Raw genomic sequence first — 15,632 nt, 5'->3', positions numbered from 1 at the left:
CAAATAATAAAACACTTGCCAGCTGTGTAGTTTTTAGGTATTATTCAGATAGTGTTTTGTAAAAAATGCCAATTTTCATCATTATCCAAGAGGGAATTTATGACCACTTTATTTAAGCCCACCCTGCTGGCAGTCAGCCTTGTCGCCCTGCTAAGTGCCTGCTCAAAGCCAGCCGACAAGCCAGCCAGCTCCAGCACAACGACAACAACGGCAGGCATTACCATCAATAATGCCAGTGAACCAGAAACACTTGACCCACAACTGGCTCAGGGTGTGCAAGAGGCCAATATCATTCGCCAATTTTCCGAAGGTTTGGTCAGCACTGATAATGATGGCAATTTGGTCGCTGGTATGGCAAGCGAATGGAGCAGCGAAGACAACAAAACTTGGATTTTTAAACTGCGTGATGCCAAGTGGTCAAATGGCGACCCTGTAACTGCTCAAGATTTTGTTTATAGTTTCCGCCGTCTGGTCGATCCTGCAACAGGCTCATACTATGCCAGCTATCTAGAAGATGCCAAAGTTGCCAATGCCCAAGCCGTCATTGATGGCAAAATGCCAGTTGATAAGCTCGGTGTTGAAGCGGTAGATGACAAAACCCTAAAAATCACACTGGTTGAGCCTGTGCCTTATTTTCCTGATATGATGATTCATTCATCGGTGCAACCTGTACATCAAGCCACCGTTGAAAAATTCGGCGACAAATGGACAGACCCTGCCAACATTGTGGTCAATGGTCCATTCAAGCCAACACAGTGGATCGTCAACGAAAAAATCGTACTTGAACCAAACCCAGCTTATTACAACGCCAGCATTGTCAAATTGCCGCAACTGACCATTTTGCCAATCTCGCAAGCAACCACCGATGTCATGCGTTATCAAGCAGGTGAGATTGATATCACTGCCAGCGAATTGCCACCAGAGCAGTTTAACGACCTAAAAGCCAAACTTGGTGATGAGCTAAAAAATGCACCAACCCTATGCACTTATTATTATGACTTAAATCACAGCAAAGCACCTTTTGACAATCCAAAAGTTCGCCAAGCACTGACTTTGGCGATGGATCGTGAAGCCATTGCTGACAAGGTGATGGGTCAAGGACAAATCAGTGCTTATCAATTCACCCCAACCGCCATCAAAGGTGGTGTCAGCTACACGCCTGCATGGAAATCTTGGGACAAGGCAAAACGCATCGAAGAAGCCAAAAAGCTCCTTGCTGAAGCTGGCTACAATGAGAAAAATCCACTGAACTTCGACCTGCTGTATGACACCAACGAAAGCCACAAAAAGATTGCCGTGGCAGCAAGCAGTCTATGGAAAGACTCTCTAGGCTTTGTCAATGTTAATTTGGTTAATCAAGAGTGGAAAACCTATCTGGACAGTCGCCGCAATGGTAATTATCAAATGGCTCGTGCCAGATGGTGTGGCGATTATAACGAAGCCTCCACTTTCTTAAATCTGCGTAAATCCAACAATACCAACAACTGGACACGCTACAATAATCCAAAGTATGACGAGGTCATGCTCCAAACACTCACCGCCAATGTTGATGATGCTGCCAGAGTCAAGCTCTACGAAACTGCCGAAAGTCTCATGGATCAAGATGCCAGCCAAATCAATATTTTTTACTACAGCAATGTACGCTTGGTAAAACCTTATATTCAAGACTATTCCAACAAAGACCCTCTGGATCAGTGGCACGCCAAATATTGGTCGGTAAATAAATAACCACAAAGCGGCATTTGTCTTATACAGATGCCGCTTTTATTTCTCCACAATCCACAAGCTACTATCAATTATTAATTTTTTCTATACTAATTGATTAATTAATAAAACAAATCTCGCCCAGTACGGTCAAAAACACCCTGTCAATAACCACCAAAAACCAAGTTGCAAAATCTTAAAATAATGTGGTATGTTTGATTTTTAATCAATTTTTTGATAAATATGCCAATTTGGCATACAATTCATTCGGCAATAAAATACTTATCAGAGCGTTATTTGCCAAAAATTTGCAAAAATAAGCAATATTTTTTACAAAAAAAATAAAAAACTATGGGAATTTTTCACCCATTTGTTATAATAGGGGTAACTCTGATATAAAGGAGCTTATGGTTGCAGGTGCTTTTTGCATTATCTGACGATTGTTGTATTTTGCAACCAACTGTGTGGATTACCACCGATACAATAAGCCAAGCCAGCTAGAGTTCAGCGATTTTTTAAATCAGCCAAACCTATCAATCAAGCGGATGGCAAACAACCCCATGGAAGATTTTGCCATAGGCAAAACAAAAGGTTATTTTTATGTTCAAACTCATCTTACGGCGTACGCTCGAAGCGATTCCAACGCTGCTGTTTTTGATTACCATTTCCTTTTTTATGATGCGTCTAGCACCTGGCAGCCCTTTTACTGGTGAGCGTAACTTACCACCTGCTGTCATGGCAAACATCGAAGCCAAATACAATCTTAATGACCCACTTTGGCTACAATATCTCAACTACCTAAAACAACTGCTGCAAGGCGATTTTGGCCCGTCTTTTAAATACAAAGACCATACCATCAATGAGCTACTTGCCCAGCAGCTGCCAATTTCGGTTGAGATTGGTCTGTATGCCTTCGTCATCGCGGTTGTGCTTGGTATTACTCTGGGTATCATCGCCGCCTTAAAACAAAACAGCTGGCTGGATTACTCTCTGATGACGCTTGCGATGGCAGGTGTTGCTGTGCCAAGTTTTGTTAAAGCACCGCTGATGGTTTTGGTATTTGCCGTTATTTTAAAATGGTTCCCAGCGGGTGGTTGGAACAATGGTGCATTCATGAACCTTGTGTTGCCAGTTACTGCATTGTCATTAAGCTATATTGCCAGCATTGCTCGTATTACTCGTGGCTCGATGATTGAGACGATGAACTCACAATTTATCCGCACCGCTCGTGCCAAAGGCTTGCCGCTTTCTCGTATCGTAACTCGTCATGCCTTGCGTCCTGCCATGCTGCCAATTATTTCTTATCTTGGCCCTGCATTTGTTGGTATCATCACAGGCTCTATCATCATTGAGACGATTTTTGGTCTGCCCGGTATTGGTCAGCTGTTTGTTAATGGTGCATTGAACCGTGATTATAGCTTGGTGCTTAGCCTGACCATCTTGGTTGGTGCATTAACCATCTTATTTAATGCCATCGTTGATATTTTGTATGCTATCATCGATCCAAAAATCAAATACTAGGACGGATAAGGGATTTTTATGTCAAATCAAGTTTCAACGACAATTGCACCGACTGCCGCCAAAGAAGTCAAAGGACGCAGCCTGTGGCAAGATGCGTGGCGTCGCTTTTCTCATAATAAAGCAGCATTGATCAGTGGTTTTATTTTACTACTCATCACTTTATTTGTTGTATTTGTGCCAATGTTTGCACCGTTTGGCTATGCCGATACAGATTGGGCAAATATGGCCTCCGCCCCCTCAATTGAAACCAAGCACTATTTTGGTACAGACAATTTGGGTCGCGATTTGCTTGTGCGTACTGCTGTCGGTGGTCGTATCTCGCTGATGGTTGGTATCGCAGGCTCGCTGGTTGCCGTCCTATTTGGCACAATCTATGGTGCAGTCTCTGGCTATTTGGGCGGCAAGGTAGATATGCTGATGATGCGTTTTGTTGAGGTATTGAACGCTTTTCCCTTCATGTTCTTTGTGATTTTGTTGGTAACTTTGTTTGGTCGCAACATTATCTTTATCTTTGTGGCGATTGGTCTGGTTTCATGGCTTGACATTGCCCGTATTGTTCGCGGTCAAACCTTGAGCCTAAAAAACAAAGAATTTATTGAGGCGGCTCATGTTGGCGGTGTTTCTGGCTGGAAAATCGTTACTCGCCATATCGTACCTAATGTGTTGGGCGTAGTTGTGGTCTATGCATCACTGCTGGTGCCCGGTATGATTATGTTTGAATCTTTCTTGAGTTTCTTGGGTCTGGGTGTACAAGAGCCAATGACCAGCTGGGGTGCTTTGCTCCAAGAAGGTGCCCAAACCATGCAGGTAACGCCTTGGCAGCTGCTTGTACCATCGGTATTTTTGGTGGTAACGCTGTTCTGCTTTAACTTCATCGGCGATGGTCTGCGTGATGCTCTAGATCCAAAAGACCGCTAATTATAAAGACAACAGGCGTGTATTCTGCACGCCTAGGAGAACAATATGGCTTTATTAGAAGTAAAGGACTTAAAGGTAAAATTCAAAACCGAAGACGGCTTGGTAACTGCCGTCAATGGTCTCAATTTCAACCTAAATCAAGGCGAAACGCTTGGTATCGTTGGTGAGTCTGGTTCTGGCAAATCACAAACCGCCTTCTCAATTCTTGGTTTGCTTGCCAAAAATGGCTATACCGAAGGCTCGATCAAATTTCGTGATAAAGAATTGGTTGGATTATCACAAAAAGAACTTAACAAAATCCGTGCCAACGAAATTGCCATCATCTTCCAAGATCCGATGACCAGCCTAAATCCTTTTATGAAAGTAGGCGATCAGCTGACGGAAGTATTGATTTTGCACAAGGGTATGAGCAAGGCAGAGGCTTGGGAAGAGTCCATTCGCATGCTTGATGCGGTAAAAATCCCCGAAGCTCGCAAGCGTATTGGTATGTATCCGCACGAGTTTTCGGGCGGTATGCGTCAGCGTGTGATGATTGCAATGGCACTACTTTGCAGACCCAAGCTATTGATTGCAGACGAGCCAACCACGGCACTTGATGTTACCGTACAAGCACAAATCATGGCACTGCTTAATGATTTAAAACGCGATTTTGACACCACCATTATCATGATTACCCATGATTTGGGCGTGGTGGCAGGTACTTGTGATCGCATCTTGGTCATGTATGCAGGTCGTACGATGGCATACGGCAAGACCGAAGAGATTTTTTATAACCCAACCCACCCTTATACCATTGGCTTGCTTGGAGCGATTCCACGCCTAGATGGCGAAAGCGAGCGATTGACCACCATTCCCGGCAACCCACCAAACTTGCTAAACCTGCCTGTTGGTTGCCCATTTGTTGAACGCTGTGAATATGCGATGGATATTTGCCAAAACCAGCCACCAGAGCTGAAATTTTTGCCAAATGAACGCCAGCGTGCTTGCCACTGGCAGCACCCAAATCTACCTGTAGGAGAATGATGTCATGACGACTCCATTATTACAAGTTCGCAATGTGCAGACGCATTTTGATATTCATAAAAAAGGGGCGTTCTTTTGGCAAAAGCCCGCCACCTTAAAGGCAGTAAACGGCGTATCATTTGAGCTAAAAGCAGGCGAAACCTTGGGCGTGGTCGGCGAGTCAGGCTGTGGCAAATCCACGCTGGCACGCACCATTATTGGTTTGGTCAAAGCAAAATCAGGCAGTATTTTATTCAATGGTGAAGAGCTGGTTGGGCTGCCTGAAAAAGCATGGAAAACCAAACGCCAAGAAATCCAAATGATTTTCCAAGACCCACTGGCATCACTAAACCCACGCATGACCGTTGGCGAAATCATTGCTGAGCCACTGCGGACGCACCACCCTGAGCTAAAAAACGAAGAGATTCAGCAGCAAGTGCGTGAGATGATGAAAAAGGTTGGACTGTTGCCAAGCCTAATCAACCGCTATCCGCATGAGTTTTCGGGCGGTCAGTGTCAGCGTATCGGGATTGCTCGTGCGTTGATTTTGCGTCCCAAGCTGATTATCTGCGATGAACCAGTATCGGCACTTGATGTGTCAATTCAAGCACAGGTAATTAACCTATTGCAAGAAGTGCAAGAAGAGATGGGCTTGGCGTTGATTTTTATCGCTCACGACTTATCTGTTGTTAAGCATATCTCTGACAGAGTACTGGTCATGTATCTGGGCAATGCTGTTGAGCTGGGTACTGATACCGCTGTCTATGACAAGCCAACTCACCCCTATACCCAAGCACTGATGTCTGCTGTACCACTGCCAGACCCAGAAGCTGAACGCAACAAAACCGTACAGCTGCTTGAGGGTGATTTGCCAAGCCCTATCAACCCACCTTCAGGCTGTGTGTTTCGCACCCGTTGCCCATTGGCAACCGATGAATGTGCCAAGACCAAGCCCGTCCTAGAAGGCACAGACAGCCACCAAGTTGCTTGCTTGCACGCCGCTGTCTAAACCTACAACGCCCCAGCTTTGGGGCGTTTTTCCCAGCTGATATCGATTTTGACAATTATATGATGAATTTTTTTGGCACTTTAGAGCAAACAGAGCAGTCGTTTTTTTATCAAGAGCTCGCAAACCAGCTTGATAAGCTATCACTTAGCACTGATACTGTTGTGGCATTTTTTGATGCACGCAATTTACCCTGCCCGATGCCGCTACTAAAAGCAAAAATTACCCTTCGTAGCATCAATGCCAATCAAGCACTGTATCTGATTGCCACCGACAAAAATTCACAAACCGACCTACTTGCCTACTGCCAAAAAAACGCCCTCACCGCCCACAGTTGGCACAGTGATGCACCAGATGGCACGGCGACCATCTATCATTTTATCCTGCTAAAAACCGCCTAATCGGTTATCCATCAGCCATCTTGTCTATTTGGCTTGGGATAAATGTGTATTTTTAATATAAAATAAATTTCATTTTAAAATTATTAATCCATCTAATGCCAGCTGACGATTTGTTGTTATAAATTTTCCCAAATGGCTGTGCAACATTCTCCGTAAAGTTTCATGCAGACACCAAGCGTATCAAATCAATCAGTCGCTTAGCAGACTTGGACAAATCCACCCTTTTAAGCAAACAATCCATAAACAACGATGGTATTATTCCAAAAGGTAAAATGCAATCGCCATGTGATTTGGGCAATTGCCAAGCAAAGCAAAGTCCCAATTGGCACTAATTCCAAGCCAAAAGTTGCAATTTGTAAAAATTATGTGTTTTCGGCAGTGAATACTAGCCAATTAACAACATTTGCCGTACAATAGTAAAATCCTATTGACAACCTAAGCCAAGAGTACAATGTCCAAACGCAGCCACGATGATGATTACGACCACGATGATGGTTATGAGGATTACTATCCAGATGATGAGCTTGATGAGGATTTGAGCGATGATTTGATTCATGAACTTGAAGACTTTAATGACGAAGACTTCGGCGATGATGAATACACCCAAATGCTTGACAAGTACTCAGACAACCTGCCAGCCTCGCCTGCTGTGTCGCACAATGTCGCCACCAAAGACCTTGTGCCTGCCATGCCTACACATTTGGCAGCCCCGGGAGTGAATTTGGGTGCGTACATTAATACAGTGCATCAAATCCCCATTTTAAGCCCTGAGCAAGAACGCGAACTTGCCGAACGCTACTATAACGAAGGCGACCTTGAGGCAGCACGACTGTTGGTAATGTCGCATTTGCGTTTTGTCATTCATATCGCTCGCAGCTATTCTGGCTACGGCTTGCCGCAGGCTGACCTGATTCAAGAAGGCAATCTGGGGCTGATGAAAGCCGTCAAACGCTTTGACCCAAATAAAGGCGTACGATTGGTAAGTTTTGCTGTACATTGGATTAAAGCAGAGATTCACGAATTTGTCATCAAAAATTGGCGGATTGTCAAAGTTGCCACCACCAAAGCACATCGCAAGCTATTTTTTAATTTACGCAGCTTAAAAAAATCCAACAACCAGCTGACACTAGAAGAAGCCACCGCCATCGCCGAAGATTTGAATGTAACGGTAAAGCAAGTGCTAGAAATGGAATCTCGCCTAACCAGCTATGATGCCAGCTTTGAGGCACAGGATTCTGATGATGACGAGGGGCGTTATGCACCGCAGCTGTTCTTGGAAGATGCTGTCAATCCTGCCGATGTGGTTGAAGAGGCAGACTGGGAAGAAAACACCACTACCGCCCTAAAAGACGCCATGGACAGCCTAGATGACCGCTCACGCGACATCATCACCCAAAGATGGCTTGCTGACCAAAAATCCACCTTGCACGATTTGGCAGCTGTGTACAACATCTCTGCCGAGCGAGTACGCCAAATCGAAAAAAATGCCATGGATAAAATCAAAGAAGCCATCACCTTAGATCGCATGATTTTGGACGATTAAGGATTGGTAACAAACTAAATAAGCGGACAAGGCCCAAATTTTGACTTTGTCCACACTCTACACAAAGGTAGCTTATGACTTGGTTAAAAATCGCCGCCATCAACCTTGCCATCGGCGTGGCACTGGGAGCATTCGGAGCCCATGGACTGCAGGGCATGAGTGATTATGCTGTGCAAATTTGGCAAACAGCAACCATGTATTTGTTTGTACACGCATTGGGACTGCTTGCCATCGGCGTGCTGCACGCTGTCAGCACCCATCGTGCCACAGTTGCTGCTTTTGCTATGCAGCTTGGCATTGTGTTATTTAGTGGCAGTTTGTACGCCATTGCACTGGGTCTGCCCAAGTGGCTAGGGGCAATCACCCCCATCGGTGGCGTACTATTTATCCTTGCATGGCTGCTGATTGTCTTTGGCAGTGGCAAAACAAAATCATCATAACCATCAACAAGGAGAGACGATGCCCAAGCAAATTATCCTAAACGGTCAGCCCATCAGCGATGACAGCGATACCGTTCTACAGCTGCTGGAGAAGCATCAGCTGACTCAAGGTCGTTTTGCGGTGGAGATTGACGGCGTACTGTTGCCAAAATCACGCCTAGAGCAGACCGCCCTACTGCCAAATATGCGTATCGAAGTGGTGCAAGCGGTTGGCGGTGGCTAAAAAATACCCAATGCAATCAAATGCCTGTTAGAGACTGCATTGGGTACTTTGCCACTATCGCACAGTTTGCGATTTTTTGCAAGTGATTTTGCCAAACAGACGCCACTTAAGCAATCTGACAACAATCACCACTGACACGCACGATACCCAGCCACAATTATCACCATCATCTACAAGGAGATCATGATGAGCTTTGCCATTGCCAGTATTGGATTAAATAGCCAGACCAGCATCGATAACAACCTTCGAATCATCAGCCATGCCGTCAATGAAGCCGCCCAAGCTGGTGCCAAACTCATCGTACTGCCAGAGAATGCCTGTGCCATGGGTCGCCAAGATGAGCTGGCGATACGCTTTGATGAGATTTGTCAGTTTTATCAAACGCTGGCACAAAAGCAGCAGATTCATCTGGTTGCAGGCACACTGCCCTGCCCCAATCGTCCAGATGGTAGCAAGGTCGATGGCGGTAGATTTCGCCAAACCAGTCTGATGATCGACCCCGCAGGCAACATCAAGGCACGCTATGACAAGATTCATCTGTTTCGTGCGATGGTCAATGACAGCACAGGTCGCTATGACGAGAGTCAGACTTTTGAGGCGGGTGATGAGGTGGTGATTGCCAACTGCATGATTGACGGTGTGGCGGTGAATGTTGGCATGATGATTTGTTTTGATGTCAGATTTCCTGCACTTGCCCAGCAACTGCGACAACAAGGGGCGGACATTCTGACCGTGCCAGCAGCATTCACCCAGCGAACTGGACAGGCTCACTGGCAGCTACTGCTACAGGCTCGGGCGTTGGACAGTCAATGCATGGTGATAGGGTCAGCCCAAGGCGGCATGCACCATATCGGCAGCCGTGTGCGTGAGACTTGGGGGCATTCGCTTATTGCTGATGCCAACGGGCAGGTGGTGGCAACTACAGGTGAGATGACTGGAGAGTATCAGATTGTCTATGCCAATTACACCCCAAGCGAGCAGCGACAAATTCGTCAAAACTTGCCGATTTTTGACTGCCATCGCTTGAGCTGATGATACACTTTTTAATACAACAACCATCTTTAATTCTACAACATCAAACCGCACACAGAAACTCCCATGAACAATAAAATCCTTGCCCAATCACTTGCCATCGCCCTATTGTCCTCTGCCTTGATGGCAAATGTAGCAAGCAGCAATAGCCCAGCCAATCCCACAACTGGTGCAGCAAAAGCAGCGACAGCGGATTATTTTAATACTGCTGTCAATTATTATTTTGGGGAAAATGGCAAGCCTCAAGATTATACGCAGGCGAAATATTGGTTTGAAAAAGCAGCAATGCAAGGCAGTGCAGATGCTAAGTTCAATCTTGGTGTGATATATTATGACGGTCTAGGCATACCCCAAAATTACAATCAAGCCAAATATTGGTTTGAGAAAGCAGCAGCACAAGGCGATGCGGCCGCTCAATTTAATCTTGGCATAATGTATGATAATGGTTATGGCATAAAACAAGACTATATCAAAGCAAAATATTGGTACGAAAAGGCTGCCAAACAAGGCTCGGCAAAGGCTCAATTCAACCTTGGTGTAATGTATATCGAAGGTAAAGGTGTCAGACAGGATTATACCCAAGCCAAATATTGGTTTGAAAAAGCAGCAGCACAGGGTTATGCAAATGCCCAATTTGCTCTTGGTGTCATGCATTATGATGGTCTAGGCATGCCCCAAAATTACAGTCTTGCTAAGCAATGGCATGGCAAAGCCTGCGATAATGGCGACCGACAAGGCTGCGATGAATATAAAAAGCTTACAGCACTTGGTTACTAAACTACTCCGTCCATGCCATCTGTAGCACCGCTGCCACCACCCAAGGTGTTGCCAAGATGGCAATGATACTGCCTGCCGCCAACAGTGCCAAGGTCGGCAGGCCATTTAGCCCTGTCGTTTGTAAATCCACCGCACCCGTGGCAAAAATCAGCACAGGCAGCTGCATTGGCAAGGCAATCAATGGCACCAGCACTGCACCATTTTTGAGCGTCAAAGTCAGGCTACTGGCAATCGCCGACAGTGCCAAAAGCAGTGGCGACCCCACCAAGATAGACAACATCAACATCAGAGCATCAGCCATCGGCATGGCAAACAGCACCACCACCAATAGCGACAACAACGCCACCATACCCGCACTGAACAACCAATGCACCAGTAACCGTGCCAGTACCCAGAGAATCAGCGGTGCTTTGGTTGCCACCAACTGTGCCAGCACACCATTATCAAACTCACTGCGGAACAAATCATCAACACCAATAACCAACGCCAACAGTGCTGCAATCCATACCGCCGATGGTGCCAGTCGCAACAATAAATTTGGCTCGCTGCCAATCGCCAGCGGAAACAAGGTGATAATCAACAAAAACAGCACCAAAGGATACAGCCATGACACCGCTCCCTGCCACTTGATTTGCCACTCTCGCTTAAGCATGGTCAAGAACGCATGATTCATACCGCATACTCCGCCAAATCCAACTGGCAATTTGCCACATTTATCGCCTGATGACTGGTCATCAGCACCGCACCGCCTGCAGCTGCAAATGTCGCAATCTGCCGCTCAAGCAAATCAACCATCTGCATATCCAGTGCTGTCAATGGCTCATCAAGTAACCAAAATCCTGCCTGTGCTGGCGTTAGCACGAACAGTTTCGCCAAGCCAACTCGCCGCATCTGCCCTGCTGACAGCTGTGCTGCTGGCACATCTTGCAAACCATCAAGCCCCACCTTTTCCAATGCCATACTTATCAGCTCATCATCTGCCGCCACGCCATGCAATGCCAGCAAAAACTGCAAATTCTGCTGCACGGTCAATGCACTGCTAATGCCCAACTGATGCGACACATACACCATGCCAGTTTTACAGGTAATCCACCCTGTCATCACAGGCAACAGTCCTGCAATCTGCAAAATAAGCGTGGTCTTGCCCAAGCCATTCTCACCAATCAGATGGCACACATCACCAGCACGCAATGCCAAATCCACCCCTTGGCACAACAAAAACTCCCCTCGCTGCACATTCACCCCTTGTGCGGTGAATATCGGCTGTGCGTGCGTGCTATCTGTGCAATCGGCATTTCCCATCATTCTTACATCTATACTCATGCAATCTTAATCGGTTAAATTTGTCATATCATACCAAAATTTCGCCACATTTACCGAAACAAATTACAAAACGCACCAAAATCCAAGCCAACACAACGCACCTTTTGCACAAAAGTAGCAAATTACCCATTTTTATTGGCACAAACTTTGCAAAATTTTTCAAAAATCATCATTTGGTGTTACAATAGATAAAACCTAAAACCAAGTTCGGCACAATGATGAAACTGCTAAGCAAACTCAAAAATCTATTCAGCAAAAATCACCAAACCGCCACGGACGAACCAGCTCCAATCAGCCGACAAATCATGCACTATCTGGACGCTCGCAAATGGCAATATGAATATCACCCCGCCAACAACGAACAAGCTCTGCATGAGCTGCATCATATTTCACTGAATCTAACCGACAGACAACGAGAATGGACTTGTATATTTCGGATAAATGAAAAAAATCAGCTTGTTGGGCTTTTTGCCATCTTGCCAGACATTGTGCCGCACAGTCATTTTGCACCGATGATTATGGCAATTGCCAATGCCAATCGCGGCGTGGATTTTGGCAGTATTGAGTTCAGCCCAGCAGATGGCATCATACACGCCAAACTAAGTTTTGATGTCGAGTTTGCACCACTGACGGACAGACTGCTTGATTGTTATTTACACGCAGCGACAACCTTAAGCGAGCTTGCCCAGAATCTCTATGATGAAGTCATGAACGAAAGCGAACCAAGCCCAATTTTGCTTGATTATTTGCATTATAACGATTTGACCACTGCTGATGATGGCAAGCAGGACAGCTTTTTTGTGCCGACCGAGCAATACCAATAATCACGCCAAAATACAGCCAAGCCAAATCAATCATCATGCTAAAAATCGCCCATTCACCCCTATTTTGCCACCCTTTGCCTGCCAATCATCGCTTTCCGATGGCAAAATATCAACAAATCCCCGAACGGCTCATAAGCCAAGGCGTGATTTGTCATGACAATCTGTTTCACCCCATTTTGGCAAGTGAGGCAGAAATTCTAAGCACCCATACCGCCAAATATTGGCACGAATTAAAGACGCTCACACTTGCTGCCAAAGACGCACGCAAAATCGGACTGCCGATGTCTGCCGAACTCATTAAGCGAGAACGCTACATTGCCCATGGCACTTATGAATGTGCCTTATATGCCAAAAATTACGGCATCTCACTTTCAACCTCAGGCGGTACGCACCATGCTTTTGCTGGGCATGGTGAAGGATTTTGTATTCTAAATGACATCTGTATCGCCAGCAACCTGCTCATTCATCGCAAGCAAGCTGAGCGAATTTTAATCATCGACCTAGATGTGCATCAAGGCAATGGCAACGCTGCCATCATGGCAGGCAATCCCAAAGTCTTTGTGTTTAGTATGCACGGCAAGAAAAACTACCCTTTTATCAAACCACCATCAGACCTAGATATTGAGCTTGATGATGGTACAGATGATACCACTTATCTGCATCAGCTAAGCCACACCCTGCCTACGATTATTGATTCATTTTGCCCTGATATGATATTTTATCAAGCAGGTGTTGATGTGCTTGCCACAGATGCTTTGGGCAAATTATCGCTTAGCATGGCAGGCTGTGAACGCCGAGATGAAATCGTATTACGCACCGCACATCAGCACGGCATACCTGTTGTGGTTGTCATGGGCGGTGGTTATAGCCCCAATCTTGACGACATCATCACCGCCCACTGTCAGACATTCTTGCTTGCCAAACAAATTTGGCAATATTGATAAAACTGCTCAATAATTGCACAGTCATCATGCTGGCAGTGATTTTTTCAGCAAAAATTTGCAAAATTTGCAAATAAACGCTTGCAATTATAAAATTTTTGCGTATAATATGCACCACATTAGCGATATGGGATACCGTATCCTAGGATAGATGGGTCGTTAGCTCAGTTGGTAGAGCAGTTGACTTTTAATCAATTGGTCGCAGGTTCGAATCCTGCACGACCCACCATTTATCCACAGCTTATTAAGTATCGCTAAGGGTCGTTAGCTCAGTTGGTAGAGCAGTTGACTTTTAATCAATTGGTCGCAGGTTCGAATCCTGCACGACCCACCACCATTCCCCAATAGCTCAGTCGGTAGAGCATCGGACTGTTAATCCGTGTGTCCCTGGTTCGAGCCCAGGTTGGGGAGCCAAATTCAAAAACCCCTGTTTAATCGCAGGGGTTTTTATTTTATAAAAAATACCATGCCATCTCCGCTGCATCTTGGATTTGACAACGCAAGCTGTCATGCTATAATCTACCTACATTCTCATTGGATAGACAGTCATGATACCGCCACGCCTAAAAAATCGCTATCTCAACCACCCACAGACCATCATGCGTCCTGTGCATCTGCGTCTGTCTGAAGAGATTATCGAGCATTTGGAAGAAACCGCCAAAGCACATGGCTTTGAACGCATTCAAGGATTGATTCGCCTATATGTAAGACAAGGACTGGATCGTGATAACTGCAACTATAGCCTAGCTCAAGATGTGCTGTTTATCGAAAAATTACGCAAAAAAGGCGTAAGCCAAAAAATCATCGATGAAGCATTGACCGATGTTAATCAAAAATGCGATTTGGACTAAGCCAATCCAAAATCATCATCTAAGTGTTTTTAAAAACCCAAAAAATACCCAAACTTCATTATCATCAAGTTTGGGTATGAAATCAAAACATCATTATTGCAAGCGGGTGCTGGTGCTATCTGTTAAGCCAAACTTAACACCTTCTCCCAAACCTTTGCCGACTTGCACACCAAATCTATCAAAAATCTTGTTCATCGGGTCGTTATAGGTATAATCCACCGTTGGTAGGTCTAGCTGTTTTTTTAGCTGGATAATGCCGCCTGTTTTATCCGCCAAGCCCAATGCCAACGCATCTTTACCCGTCCAGAACAATCCGCTAAATATCTGATTTTGTTCGGTATTTTTTAGTTTATCGCCACGACCTTTTTTTACCGCATCGATAAAATTTTGGTGCGTGGTGTCTAGCAATCTTTGTACATGAGCCTGCTCACTGGCGGTCATTTCACGATTCATGCTCAAGATATCCTTATATTCTCCTGAGGTCATGGTGCGGTCTTTGACGCCGATTTTTTTTAGCAACTCTTCAATATTATATCCCGACATAATCACACCGATTGAGCCGACCAGACTTGATGGATTGACCCAAATTTCATCGGCAGCCGAAGCGATATAATACGCCCCTGACGCTCCGATATCACCGATGATAGCATAGAGTTTTTTGTCGGGGTATTGTTGTTTTAGCATCATTGCCGTCTGCCAAATCTCATCTGACTGCACAGGCGAACCGCCGGGCGAGTTGATATTCAGCACCACAGCTTGGGCATTGGCATTATCAAAAGCATCGATGAGCGAGTCGCTGATGTTTTCGGCATTGGTATCTGTATTTGCCGCAATCACGCCTGCCACATTCACCACAGCAATATGCGGCTGGCTACTACCGATACGCTGCGATGAGACACTGTCGCTACAACCATAGCCAAATGCCACAAACATCATCAGCAGATATGCAAAGGTTAAAAGCTTAAAAAAGATAGACCAGCGGCGAGAGGATTTTTGTTCCTCAATGCTGGCAAGCAAGGTTTTTTCGATAACACGCCAGCTTTGATCCGAAGGCGGCGTATTGACCTGCTGCTGTGGATTTGGTGAGCTGGGTGCTTTGTTGGGGTTTGGTGGCCATGCCATGGTT

The 15,632-nt window shown here is 45.5% G+C and carries 17 protein-coding genes and 3 tRNA genes; 17 read left to right on the top strand and 3 right to left on the bottom strand.

Annotated features, from left to right (window positions below; translation table 11 throughout):
* Nucleotides 1-99: 99 nt before the first annotated feature.
* The 11 genes from EL162_RS05300 to EL162_RS05250 all read left to right on the top strand — a co-directional run bounded on the left by EL162_RS05300 (nt 100) and on the right by EL162_RS05250 (nt 10,567).
* A complete protein-coding gene (locus EL162_RS05300) occupies nt 100-1,728 on the top strand; it encodes an ABC transporter substrate-binding protein (RefSeq protein ID WP_126330603.1) in 1,629 nt (542 codons plus the stop codon).
* Nucleotides 1,729-2,304: 576 nt separating this feature from the next.
* Nucleotides 2,305-3,225, top strand: a complete 921-nt coding sequence (gene oppB / locus EL162_RS05295; protein WP_076554373.1) for an oligopeptide ABC transporter permease OppB — start codon at nt 2,305-2,307, stop codon at nt 3,223-3,225.
* 18 nt (nt 3,226-3,243) lie between these two features.
* Entirely contained in the window at nt 3,244-4,143 is a 900-nt protein-coding gene (gene oppC, locus EL162_RS05290; protein ID WP_076554372.1) for an oligopeptide ABC transporter permease OppC, read from the top strand.
* Between the two features lie 45 nt (nt 4,144-4,188).
* Nucleotides 4,189-5,166, top strand: coding sequence for an oligopeptide ABC transporter ATP-binding protein OppD (oppD, locus tag EL162_RS05285; RefSeq protein WP_076554371.1), 978 nt, complete (start codon nt 4,189-4,191; stop codon nt 5,164-5,166).
* A gap of 4 nt (nt 5,167-5,170) precedes the next feature.
* Nucleotides 5,171-6,154, top strand: a complete 984-nt coding sequence (oppF, locus tag EL162_RS05280) for a murein tripeptide/oligopeptide ABC transporter ATP binding protein OppF (RefSeq protein ID WP_126330601.1) — start codon at nt 5,171-5,173, stop codon at nt 6,152-6,154.
* Complete coding sequence (locus tag EL162_RS05275; RefSeq protein WP_227543377.1) at nt 6,082-6,552, top strand: sulfurtransferase TusA family protein; 471 nt, start codon at nt 6,082-6,084, stop codon at nt 6,550-6,552. Before oppF ends, EL162_RS05275 begins: the two co-directional genes overlap by 73 nt.
* A gap of 688 nt (nt 6,553-7,240) precedes the next feature.
* Nucleotides 7,241-8,095 (top strand): RNA polymerase sigma factor RpoH, encoded by an 855-nt coding sequence (gene rpoH, locus EL162_RS05270; protein ID WP_197719012.1) that lies wholly within the window; start codon nt 7,241-7,243, stop codon nt 8,093-8,095.
* A gap of 74 nt (nt 8,096-8,169) precedes the next feature.
* Entirely contained in the window at nt 8,170-8,535 is a 366-nt protein-coding gene (locus tag EL162_RS05265; protein ID WP_076554368.1) for a DUF423 domain-containing protein, read from the top strand.
* Between the two features lie 19 nt (nt 8,536-8,554).
* Nucleotides 8,555-8,758 carry a sulfur carrier protein ThiS gene (thiS, locus tag EL162_RS05260; protein ID WP_076554367.1) on the top strand — a complete coding sequence of 68 codons (204 nt, stop codon included), beginning with the start codon at nt 8,555-8,557 and terminating at the stop codon, nt 8,756-8,758.
* Nucleotides 8,759-8,944: 186 nt separating this feature from the next.
* Entirely contained in the window at nt 8,945-9,790 is an 846-nt protein-coding gene (locus tag EL162_RS05255; protein WP_126331679.1) for a carbon-nitrogen hydrolase family protein, read from the top strand.
* A 66-nt stretch (nt 9,791-9,856) separates the two neighbouring features.
* Nucleotides 9,857-10,567 carry a tetratricopeptide repeat protein gene (locus EL162_RS05250; protein ID WP_126330597.1) on the top strand — a complete coding sequence of 237 codons (711 nt, stop codon included), beginning with the start codon at nt 9,857-9,859 and terminating at the stop codon, nt 10,565-10,567.
* A gap of 1 nt (nt 10,568) precedes the next feature.
* Here the strand turns inward: EL162_RS05250 and EL162_RS05245 are convergent, their stop codons facing one another.
* Together EL162_RS05245 and ccmA are read right to left on the bottom strand one after the other, a co-directional pair.
* Nucleotides 10,569-11,240, bottom strand: coding sequence for a heme exporter protein CcmB (locus EL162_RS05245; RefSeq protein WP_126330595.1), 672 nt, complete (start codon nt 11,238-11,240; stop codon nt 10,569-10,571).
* Entirely contained in the window at nt 11,237-11,869 is a 633-nt protein-coding gene (ccmA, locus tag EL162_RS05240) for a heme ABC exporter ATP-binding protein CcmA (protein ID WP_227543451.1), read from the bottom strand. Before ccmA ends, EL162_RS05245 begins: the two co-directional genes overlap by 4 nt.
* Before the next feature lie 236 nt (nt 11,870-12,105).
* Here ccmA and EL162_RS05235 point away from each other — a divergent pair, with 236 nt between their 5' ends.
* The 6 genes from EL162_RS05235 (at nt 12,106) to EL162_RS05210 (ending at nt 14,506) form a co-directional block, all read left to right on the top strand.
* A complete protein-coding gene (locus tag EL162_RS05235) occupies nt 12,106-12,714 on the top strand; it encodes a type III secretion system chaperone family protein (RefSeq protein WP_227543376.1) in 609 nt (202 codons plus the stop codon).
* 35 nt (nt 12,715-12,749) lie between these two features.
* Nucleotides 12,750-13,655: a histone deacetylase family protein gene (locus EL162_RS05230; RefSeq protein ID WP_126330591.1), complete on the top strand. Its 906-nt coding sequence runs from the start codon at nt 12,750-12,752 to the stop codon at nt 13,653-13,655.
* Between the two features lie 153 nt (nt 13,656-13,808).
* Nucleotides 13,809-13,884: transfer RNA gene (locus tag EL162_RS05225), tRNA-Lys, on the top strand.
* Nucleotides 13,885-13,913: 29 nt separating this feature from the next.
* Nucleotides 13,914-13,989 (top strand) — tRNA-Lys (locus tag EL162_RS05220).
* A gap of 4 nt (nt 13,990-13,993) precedes the next feature.
* Nucleotides 13,994-14,069 (top strand) — tRNA-Asn (locus EL162_RS05215).
* Nucleotides 14,070-14,203: 134 nt separating this feature from the next.
* Nucleotides 14,204-14,506: a CopG family transcriptional regulator gene (locus tag EL162_RS05210; protein ID WP_076554359.1), complete on the top strand. Its 303-nt coding sequence runs from the start codon at nt 14,204-14,206 to the stop codon at nt 14,504-14,506.
* 93 nt (nt 14,507-14,599) lie between these two features.
* Here the strand turns inward: EL162_RS05210 and sppA are convergent, their stop codons facing one another.
* On the bottom strand, nt 14,600-15,628 hold the full coding sequence (gene sppA / locus EL162_RS05205; protein WP_126330589.1) for a signal peptide peptidase SppA: 1,029 nt from the start codon (nt 15,626-15,628) through the stop codon (nt 14,600-14,602).
* Nucleotides 15,629-15,632 lie beyond the last annotated feature (4 nt).

The sequence above is a fragment of the Moraxella cuniculi genome, assembly GCF_900637105.1.
GTDB lineage: Bacteria > Pseudomonadota > Gammaproteobacteria > Pseudomonadales > Moraxellaceae > Moraxella > Moraxella cuniculi.
The sequence above is the reverse complement of the archived record's forward strand: the minus strand, read 5'-3'. Positions and strand labels throughout refer to the sequence as shown.